At 35.8% G+C, this 20,561-nt stretch carries 24 protein-coding genes and 1 pseudogene; 16 read left to right on the forward strand and 9 right to left on the reverse strand.

Annotation, left to right across the window (positions count from 1 at the left end; translation table 11 throughout):
- Positions 1-22: 22 nt before the first annotated feature.
- Positions 23-217, reverse strand: coding sequence for a hypothetical protein (locus O1A01_RS07595; RefSeq protein ID WP_066412211.1), 195 nt, complete (start codon positions 215-217; stop codon positions 23-25).
- Positions 218-333: 116 nt separating this feature from the next.
- On the opposite strand from O1A01_RS07595, the gene O1A01_RS07600 reads away from it, so the two are divergent.
- From O1A01_RS07600 to O1A01_RS07610, 3 genes and pseudogenes are all read left to right on the forward strand, one after another.
- The gene (locus O1A01_RS07600) at positions 334-543 is read left to right on the forward strand and encodes a helix-turn-helix domain-containing protein (protein WP_066412209.1); all 210 of its coding nucleotides are present in this window, start codon (positions 334-336) and stop codon (positions 541-543) included.
- Between the two features lie 17 nt (positions 544-560).
- The gene (locus O1A01_RS07605; protein ID WP_066412207.1) at positions 561-866 is read left to right on the forward strand and encodes a PAS domain-containing protein; all 306 of its coding nucleotides are present in this window, start codon (positions 561-563) and stop codon (positions 864-866) included.
- Positions 867-1,076: 210 nt separating this feature from the next.
- Positions 1,077-1,848: pseudogene (locus tag O1A01_RS07610) on the forward strand (sulfite exporter TauE/SafE family protein).
- A 39-nt stretch (positions 1,849-1,887) separates the two neighbouring features.
- Here the strand turns inward: O1A01_RS07610 and O1A01_RS07615 are convergent.
- The 4 genes from O1A01_RS07615 to O1A01_RS07630 all read right to left on the reverse strand — a co-directional run bounded on the left by O1A01_RS07615 (position 1,888) and on the right by O1A01_RS07630 (position 6,521).
- The gene (locus O1A01_RS07615; protein WP_235858052.1) at positions 1,888-3,480 is read right to left on the reverse strand and encodes an aspartate:alanine exchanger family transporter; all 1,593 of its coding nucleotides are present in this window, start codon (positions 3,478-3,480) and stop codon (positions 1,888-1,890) included.
- Between the two features lie 122 nt (positions 3,481-3,602).
- The gene (gene treR, locus O1A01_RS07620) at positions 3,603-4,319 is read right to left on the reverse strand and encodes a trehalose operon repressor (protein WP_066412205.1); all 717 of its coding nucleotides are present in this window, start codon (positions 4,317-4,319) and stop codon (positions 3,603-3,605) included.
- Positions 4,320-4,417: 98 nt separating this feature from the next.
- The gene (gene treP, locus O1A01_RS07625) at positions 4,418-5,845 is read right to left on the reverse strand and encodes a PTS system trehalose-specific EIIBC component (RefSeq protein WP_066412198.1); all 1,428 of its coding nucleotides are present in this window, start codon (positions 5,843-5,845) and stop codon (positions 4,418-4,420) included.
- Between the two features lie 220 nt (positions 5,846-6,065).
- On the reverse strand, positions 6,066-6,521 hold the full coding sequence (locus tag O1A01_RS07630) for a flavin reductase family protein (RefSeq protein WP_270066386.1): 456 nt from the start codon (positions 6,519-6,521) through the stop codon (positions 6,066-6,068).
- A gap of 147 nt (positions 6,522-6,668) precedes the next feature.
- Between O1A01_RS07630 and O1A01_RS07635 the strand changes: the two genes are divergently transcribed.
- The gene (locus O1A01_RS07635) at positions 6,669-6,959 is read left to right on the forward strand and encodes a DUF1450 domain-containing protein (RefSeq protein WP_270065960.1); all 291 of its coding nucleotides are present in this window, start codon (positions 6,669-6,671) and stop codon (positions 6,957-6,959) included.
- Between the two features lie 36 nt (positions 6,960-6,995).
- On the opposite strand, the gene O1A01_RS07640 is transcribed toward O1A01_RS07635, so the two are convergent.
- Positions 6,996-7,385 (reverse strand): YhfM domain-containing protein, encoded by a 390-nt coding sequence (locus tag O1A01_RS07640; protein WP_270065961.1) that lies wholly within the window; start codon positions 7,383-7,385, stop codon positions 6,996-6,998.
- 232 nt (positions 7,386-7,617) lie between these two features.
- On the opposite strand from O1A01_RS07640, the gene O1A01_RS07645 reads away from it, so the two are divergent.
- The 3 genes from O1A01_RS07645 to O1A01_RS07655 all read left to right on the forward strand — a co-directional run bounded on the left by O1A01_RS07645 (position 7,618) and on the right by O1A01_RS07655 (position 10,349).
- Positions 7,618-8,214, forward strand: coding sequence for an NADPH-dependent FMN reductase (locus O1A01_RS07645; RefSeq protein ID WP_270065962.1), 597 nt, complete (start codon positions 7,618-7,620; stop codon positions 8,212-8,214).
- Between the two features lie 133 nt (positions 8,215-8,347).
- Positions 8,348-8,854 carry a GNAT family N-acetyltransferase gene (locus tag O1A01_RS07650; protein ID WP_066412190.1) on the forward strand — a complete coding sequence of 169 codons (507 nt, stop codon included), beginning with the start codon at positions 8,348-8,350 and terminating at the stop codon, positions 8,852-8,854.
- A gap of 67 nt (positions 8,855-8,921) precedes the next feature.
- Entirely contained in the window at positions 8,922-10,349 is a 1,428-nt protein-coding gene (locus O1A01_RS07655; protein WP_270065963.1) for a hypothetical protein, read from the forward strand.
- 71 nt (positions 10,350-10,420) lie between these two features.
- On the opposite strand, the gene O1A01_RS07660 is transcribed toward O1A01_RS07655, so the two are convergent.
- Positions 10,421-11,818 carry a tetratricopeptide repeat protein gene (locus O1A01_RS07660; RefSeq protein WP_270065964.1) on the reverse strand — a complete coding sequence of 466 codons (1,398 nt, stop codon included), beginning with the start codon at positions 11,816-11,818 and terminating at the stop codon, positions 10,421-10,423.
- Between the two features lie 171 nt (positions 11,819-11,989).
- On the opposite strand from O1A01_RS07660, the gene O1A01_RS07665 reads away from it, so the two are divergent.
- From O1A01_RS07665 to O1A01_RS07695, 7 genes are all read left to right on the forward strand, one after another.
- Positions 11,990-13,273: an MFS transporter gene (locus tag O1A01_RS07665; RefSeq protein WP_270065965.1), complete on the forward strand. Its 1,284-nt coding sequence runs from the start codon at positions 11,990-11,992 to the stop codon at positions 13,271-13,273.
- Between the two features lie 298 nt (positions 13,274-13,571).
- Positions 13,572-14,702: a hypothetical protein gene (locus O1A01_RS07670; protein WP_270065966.1), complete on the forward strand. Its 1,131-nt coding sequence runs from the start codon at positions 13,572-13,574 to the stop codon at positions 14,700-14,702.
- Positions 14,699-14,989 carry a hypothetical protein gene (locus O1A01_RS07675; RefSeq protein ID WP_270065967.1) on the forward strand — a complete coding sequence of 97 codons (291 nt, stop codon included), beginning with the start codon at positions 14,699-14,701 and terminating at the stop codon, positions 14,987-14,989. The genes O1A01_RS07670 and O1A01_RS07675 overlap by 4 nt, the downstream gene beginning before the upstream one ends.
- A 71-nt stretch (positions 14,990-15,060) precedes the next feature.
- Positions 15,061-15,582 carry a type 1 glutamine amidotransferase domain-containing protein gene (locus tag O1A01_RS07680; RefSeq protein WP_270065968.1) on the forward strand — a complete coding sequence of 174 codons (522 nt, stop codon included), beginning with the start codon at positions 15,061-15,063 and terminating at the stop codon, positions 15,580-15,582.
- A 133-nt stretch (positions 15,583-15,715) separates the two neighbouring features.
- Positions 15,716-16,087: an IDEAL domain-containing protein gene (locus tag O1A01_RS07685; protein ID WP_443081800.1), complete on the forward strand. Its 372-nt coding sequence runs from the start codon at positions 15,716-15,718 to the stop codon at positions 16,085-16,087.
- Positions 16,088-16,100: 13 nt separating this feature from the next.
- Positions 16,101-16,403, forward strand: a complete 303-nt coding sequence (locus tag O1A01_RS07690) for an iron-sulfur cluster assembly accessory protein (RefSeq protein ID WP_066412169.1) — start codon at positions 16,101-16,103, stop codon at positions 16,401-16,403.
- Positions 16,404-16,861: 458 nt separating this feature from the next.
- The gene (locus O1A01_RS07695; RefSeq protein ID WP_066412167.1) at positions 16,862-17,293 is read left to right on the forward strand and encodes a DUF2383 domain-containing protein; all 432 of its coding nucleotides are present in this window, start codon (positions 16,862-16,864) and stop codon (positions 17,291-17,293) included.
- A 26-nt stretch (positions 17,294-17,319) separates the two neighbouring features.
- Here the strand turns inward: O1A01_RS07695 and O1A01_RS07700 are convergent, their stop codons facing one another.
- Positions 17,320-17,766 carry a helix-turn-helix transcriptional regulator gene (locus O1A01_RS07700; RefSeq protein WP_270065969.1) on the reverse strand — a complete coding sequence of 149 codons (447 nt, stop codon included), beginning with the start codon at positions 17,764-17,766 and terminating at the stop codon, positions 17,320-17,322.
- 12 nt (positions 17,767-17,778) lie between these two features.
- Positions 17,779-18,471, reverse strand: a complete 693-nt coding sequence (locus O1A01_RS07705) for a YfjL-like protein (protein ID WP_270065970.1) — start codon at positions 18,469-18,471, stop codon at positions 17,779-17,781.
- 177 nt (positions 18,472-18,648) lie between these two features.
- Here O1A01_RS07705 and O1A01_RS07710 point away from each other — a divergent pair, with 177 nt between their 5' ends.
- Positions 18,649-19,701 carry an LLM class flavin-dependent oxidoreductase gene (locus O1A01_RS07710; RefSeq protein ID WP_270065971.1) on the forward strand — a complete coding sequence of 351 codons (1,053 nt, stop codon included), beginning with the start codon at positions 18,649-18,651 and terminating at the stop codon, positions 19,699-19,701.
- 89 nt (positions 19,702-19,790) lie between these two features.
- Positions 19,791-20,537 carry an alpha/beta fold hydrolase gene (locus tag O1A01_RS07715; protein WP_270065972.1) on the forward strand — a complete coding sequence of 249 codons (747 nt, stop codon included), beginning with the start codon at positions 19,791-19,793 and terminating at the stop codon, positions 20,535-20,537.
- The last annotated feature ends 24 nt before the right edge of the window (positions 20,538-20,561 follow it).

Raw genomic sequence — 20,561 nt, forward strand, 5'->3', positions numbered from 1 at the left:
TAAAAGAGGCGTTCGATATGTCTTAAAACAGTGGGTGAAACGAATCGTTTTTCCCATTGTTTTTTTTAGTTGTTATGATTTGGACTTCTTGTATTGTCACTAACTTTATTTCATTATAATTTTTAGATTTTTCTTCTAAAATTTCTATATTCCCATTACCGTAACTATGCAGAATGATGTATGTTTTATTTTGATAGATGACTTTTTTTCCTTTCATGAAACCCTCCAAAATTATTAAAATACTTTTCTGTTCCATTATTTTACCTTATAATGAAAACGCATAAAGTGGCTATTTGCAACATTACTTATCGTTGTGAAAGGACAATTAATAATATGAGAGAATGGTTAAAGCAAGTTAGAAAGGAAAGAAATTTAACGCAAGGAGAAGTAGCATCTAAAGCGTTCATCAATCGAGCTTTTTATTCCCAGATTGAGAACGGTCTTCGGAATCCGAGTTTTGTAGTTGCCCGAAATATTGCGAATGTGTTAGGCGTACACTCATCAGCTTTTTTGCTAATGAATATAGTGAGCCTCTTCAATTAGCGTTAAGAAATTCTCCAATGATTGTTGCACATTGTGATTTAGATTTACGATACACTTGGCTTTTTAATCCTCATCCTGATTTCAATCCTGAAAGCAGTATTGGCAAGAGGGACGATGAACTTGCGTTGAACAATGGTACGATAAATTTAATGAAATTAAAACGTGATGTTATTAAAGAGGGGAAACCTATAAAAAGGAAAATTTGTTTTCCTCTTTCAAGTGGAGAGCATTGTTATTTTGTGTTTGGAGAACCACTATATAATGACAAAAAAGAGATAGTTGGTGTTGTAACGGCCTCTATGGACGTAAGTGAATTAGAATAAGTAAAGGGGTGGAGGTAATACGCCACTCCTTTACTATTTTAATTTAATCTTCTTTACCTCCGCTGTAGCTCACCAAATAATTTTATAGGTTGACTAAATACCTATATGGGTATATGATGGTGATATTGATAAAGTAGTTTCAACTATTTTTTTTAGCTATTAATATACCCTGTTAGGTATAAGTGGTAGTGTTGTTAGGAGGAGAATAAGATGGATTTCGCATTTATTATAACTATTTTCTTAATTGGCTTTATCGGTTCTTATATTTCAGGGATGTTAGGAATTGGTGGATCTATAATTAAATATCCGATGCTTCTATATATTCCGCCAATGTTTGGCTTAGCTGCCTTTACTTCACATGAGGTATCTGGCATTAGTGCAATCCAAGTGTTTTTTGCAACGTTAGGTGGAATGTGGGCCTATCGTAAAGGTGGATACTTAAACAAACCATTAATTTTTTATATGGGTGGAGCTATTTTAATTGGTAGTTTTATTGGTGGTTACGGTTCTAAATTAATGTCTGAAGGTGGAATCAATTTAATTTACGGTATTTTAGCATTAGTCGCAGCAGTAATGATGTTTGTACCGAAAAAGGGTATTGATGACATTCCGCTTGATAAAGTAACCTTTAATAAATGGCTTGCGGCTATTTTAGCTCTTATTGTTGGAGTTGGAGCTGGGATTGTAGGAGCTGCTGGTGCATTTTTATTAGTCCCAATAATGCTTGTAGTATTGAAAATACCTACACGTATGACAATCTAGTTTAGCCATTACCTTTATTTCATCCATCGGAGCAACATTAGGAAAAATATCGACAGGTCAAATCGATTATTATCCAGCCTTCATAATGATTATTGCAAGTTTAATTGCCTCACCATTAGGGGCAATGGCAGGGAAAAAGATGAATACGAAAATATTACAAGTAATTTTAGCCATTATCATTTTTGCAACCGCAATTAAAATTTGGTTGGACATATTGTAAAGAAAAACCCTCTTAATTTCCAATAAATTAAGAGGGTTTTTAAACAAAGAATATTAATAACTGTGAAAAAACTGCTACAAGTATTAGTGCAAAAGGGTAAGCGGCAGCATAGGCAATGTTCGGATCGTCCGCATCAACAAGTTGGTTAACAGACCCTAAACCTGGTGTACTTGTCATCCCACCGCAAAGTGCGCCTAAGGAATGAACATAGCTTAAACGGAAAAGGTGACGAGCTACAAGGAAGCCTGCAACAATAGGTACAATCGTAATAATTCCACCACCCAAAACTAAACGTACTCCTTCTGTTTGGACAACTTCAACTATGCCTTGTCCTGCTGTTGTTCCAGCACCGGCTAAAAATAATACAAGTCCTAAATCGCGAATTACTTGATTAGATGGCTGGTAATATCGTGCTTGAATAGGCCCTAGTTTACCGAAGTGCCCTATTATTAATGCCACGAATAACGGACCGCCAGCAACACCTAACGTAACAGTACCTAACCCAGGTAAATGAATAGGTATCATACCAAATATAATCCCGATTAATAAAATAATACTTAAGGAAAAAATGTGAACGTTCGTAACTGTTAATGATTTATTTGAAAAAAGTTTTTCCACATCATTTAAACGATCTTCACTACTAACAATCGTTAAAACGTCTCCACGCTCTAAACGCATTCTTGCATTTTGGCTGTACTCAATTCCGCCACGTTCTAATCTTGTTACGGTTACTCCGTATATTCTTCGTAATTGTAATTCTTTTAAACTTTTACCGATTATATCGTCAGTATCAACAGTAACTTTACGAAGTTTAATATGGTCTACGTTTTGGAGATTCGTTTCGACTTCCATCCCAACATCATCGCAAAAACGTTGAAGAGCTTCTCTCGTTCCTACAGAAACAAGATGGTCTCCTTGTAAGAGAACAGTATCATTAAGGGCAATAATATTACGGTGGCCACGTATGACACGACTAATAACAACATCATGTTTCTTTTGAAATCTTAGCTCCTTTAACGTTCTTTTATTAATAGAAGGGTTTGTAATTTTTATCGTTAAGACAACAGGTGAAACTTCATTTCTAACTGGATTATCTTTCTCCTGTAAATCTTTCATTAAATCAACTTTAAGTAATTTTGGTAAAAGCTGTACAAAGAGAACGACTGCTAAAACACCGAAAGGATAAGCAATTCCGTATCCAACTGATGCTAACGGATCGTTTGTTGCTTGAAGAGCAGCAGCTAGTCCGGGTGTACTCGTTAACGCACCTGTCATTAAACCAATGCTAAGTGCTTCAGGAAGATGGAGTGTTTTCGAAACAATAATCGTTGTGATCGAAGCTGATAACACTACAACTAACGCAATTATTCCAAATATAAGGCCACTCGTACGAATCATACGAAAAAATCTTGGCCCAGCTTGTAATCCTACTGCAACGATAAATAAACTTAACCCAAAGTTTTGTACAACAGGTGATACTTGAAAGCCGTAATGTCCGAAAACCATCGCTACAAGGAGTACACCGGCTGAACCTAAACTTAACCCTTTCATTTTTGCTTGTCCGAGCCATGACCCTAAAAACAATATGAAAAATAATAATAACAGTGGCTCTTCTAGTAAACGTATATACACTTCCAAACAAAATGCCTCCAAACTACTTACATATCTATTTGTTATTATAACCATTTGAAGTGAAAAAAGGGGTGTTCATTAATTAGACGAAAAGACTTATCCATATATTTAGGATAAGTCTTTTACAAATGACTCCTTCTCGCAAAATCAACAAACCGGAATTTGTCAGGTCGGTGTCGTGATTCTGTATATTGGAATAGGCTAGCGTCTTCTAAGTGAACGTAGTTTTTTATAACAACGACGTTATGAAAGCCATCAAGATCTAAAAGTTCGCGGTCTTCTTCTGTCGGTTCGACGACGATGATTTCTTTTTTTGCAAAGCTAATCGATAAGTCTAGCTCATTTTCTAGGTAGTTATAAATAGAATCCTCACAAATTTCTTCCGTAAGTTCTGGCACGTATTTTTTTACAAGATAGTCTTTATCTAAAATAATTTTCTCGCCAGCCATTTCTCTCGTACGAACGACCTTCCAAACTTGATCTTTATTATTAAGCTTTAATTGTTGTTTAATAAAGTCACTCGGTTTTTCGAGTGTAAGTTCGTGGACAACCGTTTTTGGTGTATTGCCCATTTTTTCTGCTAGCTCTTTAAAGCTAACTAAGCCTGAGACAGGAAAATCAAATTTATTTACATCTATAATAATCGAGCCTTTTCCTTTTACTTTTTGGATATAGCCATTTTGGGAAAGGAGCGTTAACGCTTTTCGGATGGTTTCTCTCGAAGTGTCATATTGATCTTTCAGTTCATGCTCAGAAGGTAATAGTGTGTTAGCCTTTAATTCTCCAGTTTTTATTAGATCAACCAGTTGCTGATATATCATTAAATACTTATTTTTCATAAAAAAATCTCCGTTCAATAAATACTTATTATATACATATATACATTGTAACGAAACTTTATAAAAAAGGAAGGGTAAATTCCCTTCCTTTCACAGCCTTATTTTCTCTTAAATGAAATTTTACCCATATTTGTTTTAGCAAATACAATCGTTAACATAAATGGAACGACAATCGCAACGATCATAGCAAGTGCGAACATTACCATATGTTGTGGTTGAATAGATAAAATACCTGGCAATCCACCAACACCGATAGAGTTAGCCATCACGTTACTACTTACAGATATTACAGCTGCCATCATTGAACCGATCATTGCAGCTAAAAATGGGAATCCGTATTTTAAGTTAATACCGAACATAGCTGGCTCTGTAACACCTAGATAACAAGAAATCGCTGCCGGAACCGAAACTTGTTTTTCGGCTTCGTTTTTACGATTAATGTAAATCATTGCTAGAACTGCAGAACCTTGTGCAATATTAGAAAGTGCAATCATTGGCCATAGGTTCGTGCCACCTATCTCACTCATTAATTGTAAGTCAATCGCATTTGTCATATGGTGTAAACCAGTAATGACTAATGGAGCATAAGCAAAACCGAAAATTGCTGCAAATAACCAACCGAAAGCAGAAGAAAGACTTGTATATACGACATCAGAAATGACAGAACCGATGCTCCAGCCGATTGGACCTAAAACTGTGTGTGCAATCAGAACAGTTGGAATTAATGCGAAAAACGGAACAACAATCATTGAAATCGAGTTCGGTGTTATATCTCGTAACTTTCTTTCTAAATAGGTTAGTAAAAACCCAGCAAGAATGGCAGGGATAACTTGAGCTTGATACCCGATCATTTCGATTTGCATAAAGCCGAAATCCCATACTGGAATAGAATCGGCACCAGCAACACCGTAAGCGTTTAACAATTGAGGTGATACTAGCGTAATACCGAGAACAATTCCGAGAATCTCAGAAGTACCCATCTTTCTAGCGATTGCCCACGTTATCCCGACAGGTAAGAAGTGGAAGACTGCCTCACCAATTAACCAAAGGAAAGCGTGAACTCCTGCCCAAAATTGTGATACGTCTACAATCGTTTTTGTACCATCTTCTAAAAGCTTTATGTCTCCAATAACATTTCGGAAACCTAATATTAAACCACCGACAACAAGTGCTGGAATAATTGGTGTGAAAATGTCTGCTAAGTGTGCAATCATCCGTTGTAGCCAATTCATATTTTGTTTCGCAGCAACTTTTGCTTCGTCTTTAGAAGCAGTTTCTATGTTTGCAATTTTCACGAAATCATTATAAAACGATGAAACTTCATTTCCGATAATAACTTGGAACTGTCCAGCTTGTGTGAATGTTCCTTTTACGAGATCAATATTTTCGATGTTTTCTATATTTGCTAGTTTAGGATCTTTTAAGACGAAGCGCATTCTCGTTACACAATGTGTGACCGTTGCGACATTCTCTTTTCCCCCGATATGCTCTAACAGCTCTTGCGCTGGAGCGGAATATTTACTCATTTGAAAATCCTCCTATTCATTGGCTTTTTACGACCAACCGTATATATGAAACAATGTATATACGAGATAATAGGAGACCGCTTACATCTACCGACACCCTGTATATACAAGTTATGTTTACGTTTTCATTTTAGCTTGTATATACAAGTATGTCAACAAAAAAGATGTCGAAAAAAGAAAAAGCATGCTTTTAGGAAGGTCCCTAATGCATGCTACGAACTTATTTGTAAAATTCAATTGGTATGTTACCGGTCTTTCGTCGATGATAAAGTAGAGGCTCTTTATTGTTATTTGTGATTTCCATTACCTCTCCAATTAAGATTGTATGGTCACCGGCATCTACTGCTTTAAAGGTGTTGCACTGCAGAACTGCAGCCGTTTCTTTTATAATCGGAATGTTGATGGTGCTAAGTTCCCAATCGGAGTTTCCGAACCTGTCTGCACCTTTCTTCGCAAAAAGGTTACACAGATCTGATTGGTTACCAGCTAAAATATGCACAGCAAATTTCCCAGTATTAATAAATACATCATAGGATGAAACTTTTTTATCAATGGACCAAAGTATTAATAGCGGGTCAATGGAAACGGAAGCAAAAGAGTTTACCGTTAATCCTAAAGGAGTTCCATGTTCATCCGTAGTAGTTACAATTGTTACCCCGGTAGGATAGTTTCCCATCACTTCTTTAAATGTTTGTTCACTTAACTGTTTATCCAAACTATTCACCACCTTTATAATGAAAAAAATGACCTTATTCTTTTCTATTTACTAATTAACGCTTTTAGAATAGATTGAAGCATTTTTCTTTTATGAGAGCCCAATTTTATGGTTATATTGTTAATGAAGTCAAAGGTAGAAAAGAGTGTCGTCATGAGTTTAGTTCTTTTAGAAGTATGTAGTTCAAATCTATTATCAACGTTACCGTTAGAAGATCTGTTCGAGAATGAAATGGAAGTAGCGGTTATGCGTTATGAATGCTTAAACCTTTGTGGTTTATGTAAAATGCGACCGTATGCACTTGTGAACGGAGATAGAGTTTTCGGTAAAACGTTAGATGATTGTGTAGATAATATAAAAGTGAAGATTGAACAAGAATTAGAGGAATTTTTCCGATAAAGAAAAGGTGTCGAATATGTTCGGCACCTTTTTTCTCTACTGTAAGAGTAAAAATAGCTTCTCAGCACTTTCTTTTGTTAAAGAATATATGGTGTTTGTATCTGATGTGTTCATAATAGTACCTGATTTTTCGTGAATCCAAAGGAAATAATATTCTTTCCCGATTTTAAACTTATATTCTGGGTCTGCCATATCGACAACCCCAGGCTCTCGTTTTGCGCTATCAACAGCATGTAGAAATGTGTCAATATTATCCTTTTCTTCAAAAATTAATGGTTGTTCTTCCGACACCTCATAAAAACTTATCATTTTGTATACAGTTACTTCTTTTATCTCATCTTCCTTCACACTATTTACCGGCTCTTCCTTAGGTGAAGAACAAGCTACTAATACGGAAAAGCATAAAAATAGAATTATTTTTTTCAAAACTTACAGCCCCCTTTTTTTATATGACGCCTTAATAAAGGAAAAGTTGCGCTTAAACGTAAAAAAATGTAGATGACTAGTTCTATAAATATAGTAACCTTGTTTTTTGTTATATAAATATATTTCGAATTAAAAATACTTGACTTAAGTATAATATAGAAATATAATTACTTACATAAAGTAAGTTAATAATTTTTTCCGCTTACTTTAAGAAATTTAGGAGTGAGCAAAAATGAGCTTTTTAGCTAAATTATTTGGAAAACAAACAGAGGAGGAAGTTAAAGTGGCAGAAAAACTAAACATTGGTATCGTTTTAGGAAGTACTCGTCAAGGTCGTGTGAGTCCACAAGTTGGAGAGTGGGTTAAAGGTATCGCAGAAAAACGTGGAGATGCAAACTACGAAATCGTTGATATTGCAGACTTCAAACTACCATTACTAGGTGAAGGTACTGGAGAAGAGCCAGGCTTAGCACAATGGAACGAAAAATTAGCTAGCTTAGACGGTTTCGTATTTATCGTTCAAGAATACAACCACAGTATTACTGGTGCATTAAAAAATGCTCTAGATTCTGCTCGTGAAGCTTGGTACAACAAAGCTGCTGGTATCGTAAGTTACGGTTCTACTGGTGGAGCTCGTGCAGCTGAACATTTACGTGGAATTTGTGGTGAATTAAAAATCGCTGACGTTCGTACTCATCCAACATTATCTCTATTCACAGATTTTGAAAACATGAGCGAATTCAAACCAGCTGACCTTCATGAAGCTAACGTGAACGCAATGTTAGACGAAGTAGTTTCTTGGAGTGGAGCTTTAAAAACAGTTAGATAATAACAAATAAAGGAGGCATATGCCTTCTTTTTTTTGTGGGAAAAAACGGTCTTAAGCAATTTACAATGTATTTAATAATTGAAAAATGCCTAATGGTTTGAAATAATTAAGTGAAAAATGGAGGTTTTTTCCTATGGTGAAAATCGTTAAGGCAGACGTAAATCATGTAGCAGGCATTTGTGATGTATGTGCTAAAGGGCAATGGGCAACTTATGGAGATATCTATTCTAATGAATACATAGAGAGAATTATAAAAGAATATTACGAGCCAGAAAGAGTAACAAAAGAAGTGACACAAACGAGTAAAGAATGGGGCGGATATTTTGTTGCGGTAGAAAATGGTCAAGTAATCGGGGCGGGTGGTGGCGGACTCACTAGTGATACGGTTGGAGAATTGTACGTTCTATATATGGATCCAGATCGACGTAACGAAGGAGTTGGAACGCTTTTACTAAAAGCAATCACAGAGCAACAAAAACAGTTAGGTGCAAAAGAACAATGGTTATCTGTACAAAGAGGAAATATGAAAGGAATTCCATTCTATGAAGCGAAAGGTTTCCAATTTAAGCATGAACAAAAAGGATACGGTAATAAAGAAGGAGAAGATTATATTTCCCTCCGCTATTACCGCAACATTTAAAGAACCTTTTGTTAATTAAAACGTTATTAATATAGAAATCTATTTATTGTAAAAGAGGGAGACTAATATGTTTGAAAAACTAGCTGAAAAGTTGAAGCCGTTTATTTTGGATGAGCAGGAAGTAATAATTAATGAAGAGGAGTACTCTTACGAACTAACTATTGCTAATACGGGCGAACTTTATGGAATTGTACATATAATAGACCGAGAGTTTGTAGGGTTTGAAAAGGAACTAGACTATGAAGAAGAGGAAGACGTTCTAAAAAGTTATATAGCTGAGCCTAATACAGAAGAAATGCTTCAAAAAGCACAGCTATTTGTTCAAACATTTCTCGAGCAAAAGGTGCATTTTACAATGTTAAATGAATGGAGCTCCAATAATTTTATGGTTACATATGAAGAAAAAGATCCTAAGCTTGATATCTTCATTCCTCATACAGGCTGTACGCTTTATTTTAATAGAGAAGGACTTTTAACTTCTGCTAACATTAATCAAAGGGATGTAAAACTAGAATATCCTAATATATCGATTTCAGAAGATGAGGCAAAGTTAAAATTACGAGAAGCGAACTATGTTGAACTTACCATTTATTTCTCAGATGAAGGAGAAGGTGCACAGCTAATTTACCGCCCGAACCACGACATAATGGGGGTAGGGGTAAATGGAGAAGTTCAAACAGTGACGGAATATATGGAAGCAGAAAAACTAGAAGTACAAACAGTTTCGCCTGTTACTCCAACAGAAACGTTGAACGATATGCTAGGTGTAAATAGTAGCTTAGTACAAAAAGTTGGTGAAGAGGGATCAACTATTTGGGTCGACGATAACCTAGTAGTCGAAGAAGAGGAAGAAGAAGCGTTAATCTCGATCTACTCAGATGACACAGGTTTCTTTAGCTTTTCCAACCTTCCATATGTAAAGGATGAACACGCTGTAAAATTGTCGCTAGAAGCGTTAAAGGAGAGAGCGTTACGCGTTTTATCGTTAGCAGAAGGCCCTATACATGAAAAGTACGTTCTAGAAGAGCCTGTTGAAAACTTAGATGAAGAAAGCGAGAGTTATTTGGAAGATCTAGAAACGGAAGAAGAATTTGATGATGATGGATATATAGAGCCAGAACCAACACAAATGTTTTCTTTTTATCGAACCTATAATGGTTTCAAAATAGAGGGCTTTGAGGCTCATGTTCATGTAGGGTTATACAGTGGTCTTATTCGAGAATGCTCTGTAACCCGTTTAACAGAGCAACAAGAACTAAGCTTGGAAAAGTTAAAGACAGCTCCAACTATTCCATTGCATGAAGCGGAAAACAGATTTTTTAACGAAATCGAAATGAAACTAGTTCGAACGGTAAAAGAGTTTCACAATCCGAAAGTATACGACTTATCGTACATTGTTTCTTTCCCTAAAACAGTCGGTCATATTGAAAAAATGAATGCACATACTGGTGAAGTGACGTATGTTGATACAGGTATATTAAAAGAAGTAGAGTAAGTTTAAAAAACCCGTTTGAGCTTAGTCAAACGGGCTTTTTTTTGATTCGTATATTGTTACGGAGGCAGTACTTATGAAGCACCATTTTGTAAATTCATATAATGTTGTTGGTATGCTTTATATTCATGCATTTGGCCTGCTTCACGATAAATTTTTGCTAACCATTGGACAGGTCGTGGATCGTTTTCCTTTAACTCCATTTCCCAACTAAAGCACTCAATTGCTCGTTCCGTAAGATGAAACTGATAATACATTTCTCCAAGTAATGATTGCTGATCAGGGTCATTACGTAACATTCCCATTTTCTTCACTTTTGCTATAATCGGCAAATGAAGGTTTAACTGTTGGAATGGCTCTAACCATTGAGTCGCAAATGGAAGATCATAGCTTTCCAGCAGTATGCCAACATATCGATGGAGTATCTTATCTAGTTGCTGATGATTTGATTCATAAATCGGGATTAAAATATGATGCCAATTATGTGGTGAAACGGCTGTTTCTTCTAAATGAATACTTTCCATTACAATGGCTAATTGTTTAAGTTGAGAATGAGTAAAGGTAATTGGATAGCTTGATATGAGTTGTATGGCCCTTTCAAGTTCGTTGTTTTCCATATAGAAATTTAGTAAGAAATGATGAATTGGTGAGAAGTTAGAGTGCTTTTGATTGATGTCTTCTAGTATCATAACAATTTCTTGCTCACTAAAAATTTCATGTAAGCTTTGTAATAGCATGTGAAACTGTTCGTTTGTCGGCTCCATCAAAAAAGCATGTATGTGGGTAGAAATAATGTCTGCTTTAAGATTTTCTTTTTCATAAAATGTGATGAGTTGCTTGAAATTTTCCTCTTCTTTCATGTTCAAAAACCATTCTGATTCTGCGAAAATCATATCCTTCATAAACAAGCGACTATCTAACTGTTTATATAGTGTCGCGTATTTGTAGTATTCTAACTTATTGGCAAATTCCTTCACCCATTTATCCTTTGGAGCAAAGTTTAATAATACACGGATCACTTGGTAACTTTTTAGCATTTTTCCGTCGCGAACGTATTCGTAATATTTAGTTTGGATTAGTTTTAAAAGTGCTTTTTGTGGAATAAATGATTCAAAAAAAGTTGCAACGCGTGCAATTTCAACAGGGGGATATTTCGTTTCTAATTTAGAAAAAAGTTGTTTGAACGTGATGCTTTTTAAGGTGCGGTTAGTTGGTAGAACTAAATCAATGAGTGGATGTGGAGCATCGTACAGTTGCCCGTTTTGAAAAGCTTTTTGAATGTGAGAATGTAAACGAAGTTTCGTACATTTTTTAACGTTAAGAAAATCATTTTTATAAAAAAAGCAATAATATACCTCGCCATGTTCATTATATGCTTCGATAATTTTGCTTTGTAAATAAATGACCATTCTTTTTACTTGTAGCGTTATCGGATGTTTCCCATCTACTACTGTAATTGTCGAGTGCTTCATTTTTTATCGCCTCCATTACTTTCACTATATCACATTGAAAATGGAATAGCACGAGTGCCACGTGAATTTCTTTAAAGTGAAATTATCAAAAAATTAACAAAACTATCTATTTCCTTTTTCAACCTTCTTATATACTAAAGAAAAGTAAAGAACAATAGGGAGGGATTAGGTTTGGCAAAATTCAGCAAACAAGAGAAAAGTTGGATGATGTACGATTGGGCGAGCTCTGCTTATTCGATCATCATTACAACCGCTATTTTTCCGATATATTATAAGACTGTTGCTGATAACGCGGGAGTGGAGAGCAGTTTATCTACTGCCTATTTAGGCTACACGATTGCGATCACTACCTTTATTTTAGCAATGCTAGGTCCAATATTAGGAACACTTGCTGATTATAAAGGGATGAAGAAAAAGTTCTTTTTCTTTTTTTTCCTTCTAGGTACAGGCTCGACAGTGGGTTTATTATTCGTTCCAAGTGACAATTGGTTAATATTATTAATTGTTTACGTATTAACAGCTTTAGGTGCAAGAGGAGCAGGTTTATTTTATGACGCCTTTATCGTAGACGTGACGACAAAGGAGAGAATGGATAATGTGTCTTCTCGTGGTTTTGCTTTAGGTTATATCGGGAGCGTCATACCGTTTGTCATAAGTATTGCTATTATTATCCTTTCACAAATGGAATTAATTCCGATTACGGTAATCACAGCTAGTCGAATTGCATTTTTAATCACCGCAGTATGGTGGATTGTGTTTTCTATCCCACTATTTAAACATGTAAAACAAGAACATTATGTCGAGAGAGAACCGAGAATTGTCATAAGTAGCTTTAAGCGTCTAGCACAAACATTTCGTGATATTCGAAAATATAAACCAATATTCTTATTTTTACTTGCTTACTTTTTTTACATTGATGGCGTTGATACGATTATCTCGATGTCAACTGCATACGGTACAGACGTTGGGTTAAATGCTACAGACTTAATTATTGCCCTATTGGCGGTTCAAATTGTGGCAGCCCCATTTGCCATTCTTTACGGAGTGTTAGCGAAAAAGTATGGTCCAAAAAACTTATTATATGCTGGCATCCTTGTTTATACTTTTATTTGTATTTATGCAATGTTTATGGACTCGATTTTAGATTTTTGGATTTTAGCGATGCTCGTCGCTACTTCACAAGGTGGGATTCAAGCGTTAAGTAGATCGTATTTTGCGCAAATGGTACCGAAAGAAAAATCAAACGAGTTTTTTGGGTTTTACAATATTTTTGGGAGATTCGCAGCCGTTACCGGTCCATTGTTAGTTGGAGTGATTACACAAATGACAGGTAACTCTTCTATCGGGATTTTTAGTTTAGTAATACTATTCGTAATTGGGTTTATCATTTTAATTTTTGTTCCAGACCCAAGGAACACCGAGCGAGTAGATGCAGATAATAAAATAGCATTCTAATAAAAAGAGCATTTCAAAGTGAAATAGGAACTTTGAAATGCTTTTTAATATTGAGTAAAAGAAATTGAAGCTATAAAGAAAATGAGATTGTAATATATGGAATTCAGCTGGAAGGATTAGGTATAATTAGGAGGTGAGTTATACATTATTTGAAACTAATATTAACTTTTTACGTACTAATATATAGAGTGAAGAAATTGGAAATATTTAATGCAAAACTAACTAGCTATCGAAGAGACAATCAAAAAACGGAGCATCATACATGTAAAGAAATATGAATGGTTTAGGGGAGAGAGGTATGAAACAAAGAGTAAATATTATGCGAACGCTAGGAATTACGTATAAGGAAGATGTTATTTCTAACTTGCTTGTAACATTGTTAAATGAATCTAATTTTTGGAGACATTCATTTTTAAAAGAAATATTACAAATAGAAAATCCAAATACGTATAGGATGAAGTCATACACAAGAGTAACAACATCTGTTGGAGTACCAGACATCGTTTCTGTAGTAGAAAAGGAGGATGTTGTCTATTTACTCTTAATCGAAAATAAATTAAAAGCAGACGAAGGTTACCGGCAAACAATCAGGTATGCTAGCGACGAATGTATAAATGATCTAAAGTGTCACTTTGAATTACAGAATAGAAAAGTAGAGACAAAATTGCTCTACTTAACGTTAGTACCTGAGACAATACCAACGAGCTCGTCATTTTTAAACATTTCTTACGAACAGCTCATACAAAAAGTTCCGCCATCCGAAATAGAAGATATTGGGCTAAAAATGTTATATGAAGACTTTGTTTCGGTATTAACAGACTTTTATACAGATTTAGACTTAAAAGAGGATGATAGGTTACTAGAAAAATTTAAAGAAAATACAGAGGCTGAGCGGCTCAAAATCCGATTCAGAAAGCTAATGGACTCTATACAAACGGTGGAAACAGGCCTTACTCGTTCGGAAGTTGGTCAAGTAGTAGGAAGCGGAAGGATTAACTTTCTTGTACAGTTTTCAAAAGATGCGTGGAAAGGAAAAGTTGCGGAAAAAGGGAATGGTTTATATAAGCTAACAAGTGAAACGTTTGATATACATATTGAATGTACGTTCGATGTATTTAACCAAATTTTCTCCCTTCCACTACATTATGAAACGAGGCCATACTTAACGAAGCGAAACATAAAATGGGGGACAGAAGGGTACGAACAATACGATGAACGTCGTGATAAAGTGAAGTCCTTCATACATAAACGGATAAAAGAATTGAATGATCCAACAATCCGAATCTTTAACGGTTCTAACCAGATTGCTAATGTGAAAATAAACTTAACCGATGAAACGACTGTCAAAGAGTTTAAAGAATCTTTAAATCAAGCAATTACAAAAATTAGTATATTAGTGGATGCTGTGCTAGAAAAGGAGAATGTATGAACAAAAAGGTATTAAATATCATTGGTGTAATGGTAATTGGCGGGATGTTATTATTGCCGTTTTTTAATCCATACACCGTTAATCAACTACACGGTATGTATAAAATCGAAAAAATCGCGTTAGGGCAGACGGAAACTATCCATTTTCTGTTGTTTGTCACTGTAACAGCCTTACTGTATTTTTTCATTGTTAATTTCCGAGAAAAGTTGGGTAGAACATTAGTATTAGGAACTTTAGTTTTTGTTGGTTCAGGTGCAATGATTGTTTCAATAGCTTTTATGTTTTAAACACGCATTTATTTGCATTTTGAGTAACAAAATGTCACGATTATAAAGTAACTGAACAAAGGAGGTTCATCATGAGGCTTTCAGGTAAAAAAATTATCCAAATTGTAAGCAATGATTTTGAAGATCTTGAATTATGGTATCCAGTTCTCCGATTACGAGAAGAAGGAGCAACGGTCGATATCGTTGGAGAAAAAGCAGGAGAAAAGTACATAGGGAAATACGGCGTACCTATTATGTCTGAGTACGCATTTAAAGAGATAAACCCGAATGATTATGATGCAATTTTAGTACCAGGTGGATGGTCACCAGATTTACTTCGACGTTATGAGGAAGTATTAAGTATGGTTCGTACGATGGACGAACAGCAAAAACCGATAGGGCAAATTTGTCATGCGGGTTGGGTATTAATTTCTGCTAAAATTTTAGAAGGTAGAAAAGTAACGAGCACGCCTGGTATTAAGGATGACATGATGAATGCAGGTGCTACTTGGGTAGATGAACCAGTTGTAGTAGACGGCCATATTATTTCAAGTCGACGTCCACCAGACCTACCGGATTATATGAGAGAGTTTATAAACGTATTAGCAAAATAAAAGAAAACCATACATCCGTTTAGTGGGTGTATGGTTTTCTTTATTTAGTATAGAAGTCATATTATTAGACAAACTTTTCTGCCCGTTATAAAATAAATCTCAACCTCAAAATGATAGGGGTACAAAATATTTAATGAAAAGGTTGGTGGAAGGCATGTCTAATAATGTGAAAATTGGTGATTGGGTAAAAGGAAATTCCGAAGACGGTGAATTAATTATTGGGTATGTCCAAGCTCTAGACCAATTAGAAAGAGGAGCACTAGTTAAAGTTGTCTCTAGTGATTATGATGGGCAAGTTGGCAAATCTATATTTTTATCATCAAGACAAGTAAAAACGTTACCAGAAGTGAACGTTAATAATAAAGAACAACTATTAAACTTAATAGATTTAGCATTAGCTACTGGAGATAAAGAATGGTTTATGGAGCTTTCCGCTAAATTAAATAACATGAGAGACCTTGCAAAAAATATCGGTTCAAGTGATGGAAATAGTCAAACACATTGAGGAGATAGAAGAAATGAATTGTAAAATAAATCGTAATGCTGCAAAAGTTATCAATAAGATGCTAGAAACAGAAGAGGCGCAAGGAAAACTAGTACGAGTATACGTGACAGAAATGCATGGGAACCATGCTCACTACGCCTTACGTTTGGACACACCGACAGAGCATGATGAAACTGTCAAAACAGACAAAGGAATTGACGTTCTCTTAGATACGAGAGAAGACTTTTTAGACGGAGTCTGGATTCAATACTACTATGTTCCACAAGAAGGATTTGTCATCACAAACTCATCCAAAGGCCACCACGGCCACCATTAAACAAAAGCTACCGAGTTATTTCGGTAGCTTTTGTTTTTGTCCGAAAGGAGATTACAACTATCCAGGACAAGATGGTCAACGAACTGAAAAACTGATGCAACGAAGTCCCGAAGTTGGTGCAACGCCGTCCCAAATTGGTGCAACAACTGGTTAAAAGTCAGCAACCAGAAATCTCTGGTGCAACAACCTGAAAAACTGGTGCAACGAAGCCCCAAAGTTGGTGCAACGCCGTCCCCAACTGGTGCAACGAAGCCCCAAAGTTGGTGCAACGCCGTCCCCAACTGGTGCAACGAAGCCCCAAAGTTGGTGCAACACTGTCTCAAACTGGTGCAACACCCGTTCAAAATTCAGCGACAAGGACAAACATTGTGAGTCAGTCAAGTCCATCAATGTAGATAAGAAAAATATGAGAGTTTTTCCGATTAACCGGAAATAATAAAAGAAAGGAAGTGAAAACAATGACAGAAAACGAAGTTGTAATAGAAGAATTGAACACACTACTAAGGGGAACATTTATGGGTATTCGTTCATACGAGCACTACATACAACAAGTAGAAGATGAAGAACTTAAGAAAACATTCCAATCCATGCAGCAAGAAGTAAAAGAAAATGCACAAAAACTAGCAGAACGAATCCAAAACCTCGGTGGGGTGCCAGCAGATAGTGAAGGGTTTACAGGGAAAATGCACAGCTATATGCATAAAGCAATGCTCTCTGATAATCCCCATCAACTGTTAGAAGATGCCGTAAAAGGGCTAGATAACTATGGTGTCCAGTATTCAGAAGAGGTTGTAAAAGGAGATCTTGATCCGGAGAGCAAGCAAATAGCAGAAGAAGTCATTAATACTAGCCGAAAACAAGTTGACATACTTAAGCAATTATTACAATAAAAGCCATCTTGAATGATGGCTTTTACTTATGAAAGTTCTGTTAATCGCTTCATCGCATCCTCTATATTAAACGAACTAAAAACTCGAAAATAATCATTATTTATAATTCGATAGTGATTGCTAACAACATTTTGTTGAAGAATATAATCACCTTCTCGTTGAATTTCCCTCCACCAAATCTTTCCTCCAAGTGTTCTCGTCTTTGTAGTAGCGTAAGAATCAAAAGCAATAGTTTGCACAAGTACGAGAGGGTCATCACCGAGTGTGCTAGTTAATATTTCGCTATCACGAAAGAGAGAGCAAATGGCAATGGTAGTAGTCCAACCGGCTTGCATCCGACCTTTTTCAATTTGTACGAGTGTTTTCTTTGATATACCGATCATATCTGCCATTTTATCTTGAGTATATTGTTGTTCTGTTCGGATTAGTTTTAACTTACTAGTGACAATTTCGATTAATTCTTCTCGATTCAAGACAATATCTCCTTAATAAGTTTCTATAAAATTATAAACATCTTCTTTCTTTTGAATGCTATTAATATTATGTGCCTCAATACGAATGGTTGTAAAGGTTGGTTTTTGAGAAGAGTCTTTCATTTCTTCAGTAGAAAATCCCATTGATAATTCTATATTAGAAATTTTTCTTTCCTGTAGGAATTTAACGATTTCATAATAATTATTTATATGCTCTTCACTAATTGGTTCGTCCACGTTAATATGAACAAAAAATGGATGTGGAACCACTTTATAACTAACAATCTGTTTTTTCATGTTCATCTCTTGTCCAGAACCATAAACAGCATCTATGAAAATGAAGTCCTTCGGATAGTTTTCATTTAGTATTGGAGCCAATTCTGAGTTTATTTCCTCCACCCAAATTGCTTCGGGGTAGTAGTCAAAGATTACATCTTTTCGAGAACTTAGCTTTTCTACCCTAAACGTAATGTTAGGTTGATTTTGTAAACTAGCGATTATCCCATAATTTCCATCTTTAAAATTATACGTTTTTTCCTTCACTTTTACTTCAATATCGTACTTTTCTTCGACATAAGCCTCTAATTCACTAGCAACAGTATGCTTCTTCCATGGAAGTCCATTAAATAGTGTGTAACCAAACACAATAAACGAGATACCAATGATTGAAGTTGTTATCAGGAAAATGCGAATAAATCTTTTCAATTAATCGTCCCACCTTATGGTTAATTTATCCTTATAGTGTAATTTTACACCGTAAGAGTATTTTGTCAACTTCAAAGAGCAAATTAAGGATATTTTTTTATACAGAATGTTATAATGACGTGAAAAGATATAGATAAACATGTACATATATAAAGTCGTTTATTAGGAGGATCTAAAATGGAAATAGGAATAAGTACGTTTGTTGAAACAACACCTGATCCACATACTGGTGAAGTAATAAGCCATGCGCAACGAATTCGTGAAGTGGTAGAAGAAATAGTTTTAGCAGATGAAATTGGCTTAGATGTATTTGGCGTTGGGGAGCATCATCGAGAAGACTATGCTGCTTCTGCACCAGCAATAATATTAGCGGCAGCAGCTGCTCGAACAAAGCGGATTCGGTTAACAAGTGCTGTAACGGTTCTTTCCTCGGCGGATCCTGTGAGGGTATTCCAGGACTTTGCTACAGTTGATGCGATTTCAAATGGACGAGCAGAGATTATGGCAGGTAGGGGTTCGTTTATTGAATCGTTTCCGTTGTTCGGTTTTGACTTAAAAGATTATGATGAGCTATTTGAAGAAAACTTAGAACTATTATTAAAAATCCAACAGTCTGAGAAAGTTACGTGGAGAGGTGGACATCGACCAGCAATTAACAATTTAGGTGTCTATCCACGACCAGTACAAGATCCGTTACCAATTTGGATTGGAAGTGGTGGAAACTCACAATCGGTTATGCGTGCCGGATTATTGGGGTTACCACTTGTACTAGCGATTATCGGCGGAAGTCCTCGCCAATTTAGACCACTTGTTGATCTATATAAACGAGCGGCTGAACATGCTGGACACGATGTATCTAAACTCCCGGTTGCTTCTCACTCACACGGATTTATTGCAGAAACAACAGATTTGGCTGCGGATAAATTTTTCCCATCTACTCAGCAAGCAATGAATAAACTAGGGAAAGAACGTGGCTGGGGACGATATGATCGAAATGCATTTGATTCAGCACGTAGTTTAGAAGGTGCGTTATATGTTGGTGATCCAAAGACAGTTGCAGAAAAAATAATTCACCTCCGTAAAAACGTTGGAGTAACAAGATTTATGCTCCACGTACCGGTCGGCACAATGCCACATGATGATGTAATGAAAGCAATCGAACTGTTAGGAAAAGAAGTCGCGCCAATCGTACGTGAAGAATTAGCAAAATGGGAAGAAGAGAATAAATAAAGAAAGTCGATTTTTAAAACTCTTGGCATACATCACTTTAGTATATTTCCACTTCTTTATAGCTAAAATAACGATAGGTGATTGAAACTATGTTATATTTTCAAAGAAAAGGAATAGGTGAACCACTCGTTCTTATTCACGGCTTTCTCGGCACACATCGTATATTTGATAAAATTATGGAAGAACTATCATTAAACTACGATGTAATTGCTGTAGACCTACCAGGCCACGGGAAGTCACAACCGATGGAAGCAAACATTCATAATGTTTATCATTACGCAGAAAAAATAATTCAACTTCTCCATTTACTTGGGGTGGAACGAGCTACTTGGATTGGTCACTCTTTTGGCGGATATATTACATACGCTGCAGTAGATAAATATCGCTCCAATGTTACGAAAGCAGTTGCTGTATATTCTACACCTGCAGAGGATGATGAGCTTTCTAAAGTGGAACACACAAAAAATATCGATGTTATTACACAAATTGGAATAAAAGCATTTGCTGACAGTCGGATACCGAGGTATTTCTCAATGGATGCGAATGAAGAAGATATTCATTTTGCGATGGTTCTTGGAGAGCAAGCCTCGGAAGAAGGAGCAATAAGAGCACTTGAAGCGATGCGAGATCGTCCAGATCAAACGCAAATGCTCGATACAGTTGATATTCCTCTACAAATTATTAAAGGAACAAAAGATCCTTGGGATGGGAAATTTAAATTATCAAACCCATCTTCCTACGTAACAGTGGTAGAAACGGATACGTCTCACATGGGGATGCTAGATGACCCAGATCAATTTTTAAATGTATTACAAAATTGGCTAAAGACAACGTAACTTACTGGCTAATCGTATTTTATA

It is taken from the genome of Sutcliffiella sp. NC1 (assembly GCF_027594365.1).
GTDB classification, from domain to species: Bacteria; Bacillota; Bacilli; order Bacillales; family Bacillaceae_I; genus Sutcliffiella; species Sutcliffiella cohnii.

Coding starts and splice junctions, on each gene's coding strand:
- O1A01_RS07645 (WP_270065962.1), top strand. CDS start 7,618: ATGAGCTTTTTAGCTAAATTATTTGGAAAACAAACAGAGGAGGAAGTT.
- O1A01_RS07675 (WP_270065967.1), top strand. CDS start 14,699: ATGAACAAAAAGGTATTAAATATCATTGGTGTAATGGTAATTGGCGGG.
- treR (WP_066412205.1), bottom strand. CDS start 4,319: ATGAAAAATAAGTATTTAATGATATATCAGCAACTGGTTGATCTAATA.
- O1A01_RS07595 (WP_066412211.1), bottom strand. CDS start 217: ATGAAAGGAAAAAAAGTCATCTATCAAAATAAAACATACATCATTCTG.
- O1A01_RS07695 (WP_066412167.1), top strand. CDS start 16,862: ATGACAGAAAACGAAGTTGTAATAGAAGAATTGAACACACTACTAAGG.
- O1A01_RS07660 (WP_270065964.1), bottom strand. CDS start 11,818: ATGAAGCACTCGACAATTACAGTAGTAGATGGGAAACATCCGATAACG.
- O1A01_RS07630 (WP_270066386.1), bottom strand. CDS start 6,521: ATGGGAAACTATCCTACCGGGGTAACAATTGTAACTACTACGGATGAA.
- O1A01_RS07600 (WP_066412209.1), top strand. CDS start 334: ATGAGAGAATGGTTAAAGCAAGTTAGAAAGGAAAGAAATTTAACGCAA.
- O1A01_RS07605 (WP_066412207.1), top strand. CDS start 561: ATGATTGTTGCACATTGTGATTTAGATTTACGATACACTTGGCTTTTT.
- O1A01_RS07635 (WP_270065960.1), top strand. CDS start 6,669: ATGGTTATATTGTTAATGAAGTCAAAGGTAGAAAAGAGTGTCGTCATG.
- O1A01_RS07670 (WP_270065966.1), top strand. CDS start 13,572: ATGAAACAAAGAGTAAATATTATGCGAACGCTAGGAATTACGTATAAG.
- treP (WP_066412198.1), bottom strand. CDS start 5,845: ATGAGTAAATATTCCGCTCCAGCGCAAGAGCTGTTAGAGCATATCGGG.
- O1A01_RS07680 (WP_270065968.1), top strand. CDS start 15,061: ATGAGGCTTTCAGGTAAAAAAATTATCCAAATTGTAAGCAATGATTTT.
- O1A01_RS07685 (WP_443081800.1), top strand. CDS start 15,716: ATGAAAAGGTTGGTGGAAGGCATGTCTAATAATGTGAAAATTGGTGAT.
- O1A01_RS07650 (WP_066412190.1), top strand. CDS start 8,348: ATGGTGAAAATCGTTAAGGCAGACGTAAATCATGTAGCAGGCATTTGT.
- O1A01_RS07715 (WP_270065972.1), top strand. CDS start 19,791: ATGTTATATTTTCAAAGAAAAGGAATAGGTGAACCACTCGTTCTTATT.
- O1A01_RS07690 (WP_066412169.1), top strand. CDS start 16,101: ATGAATTGTAAAATAAATCGTAATGCTGCAAAAGTTATCAATAAGATG.
- O1A01_RS07710 (WP_270065971.1), top strand. CDS start 18,649: ATGGAAATAGGAATAAGTACGTTTGTTGAAACAACACCTGATCCACAT.
- O1A01_RS07655 (WP_270065963.1), top strand. CDS start 8,922: ATGTTTGAAAAACTAGCTGAAAAGTTGAAGCCGTTTATTTTGGATGAG.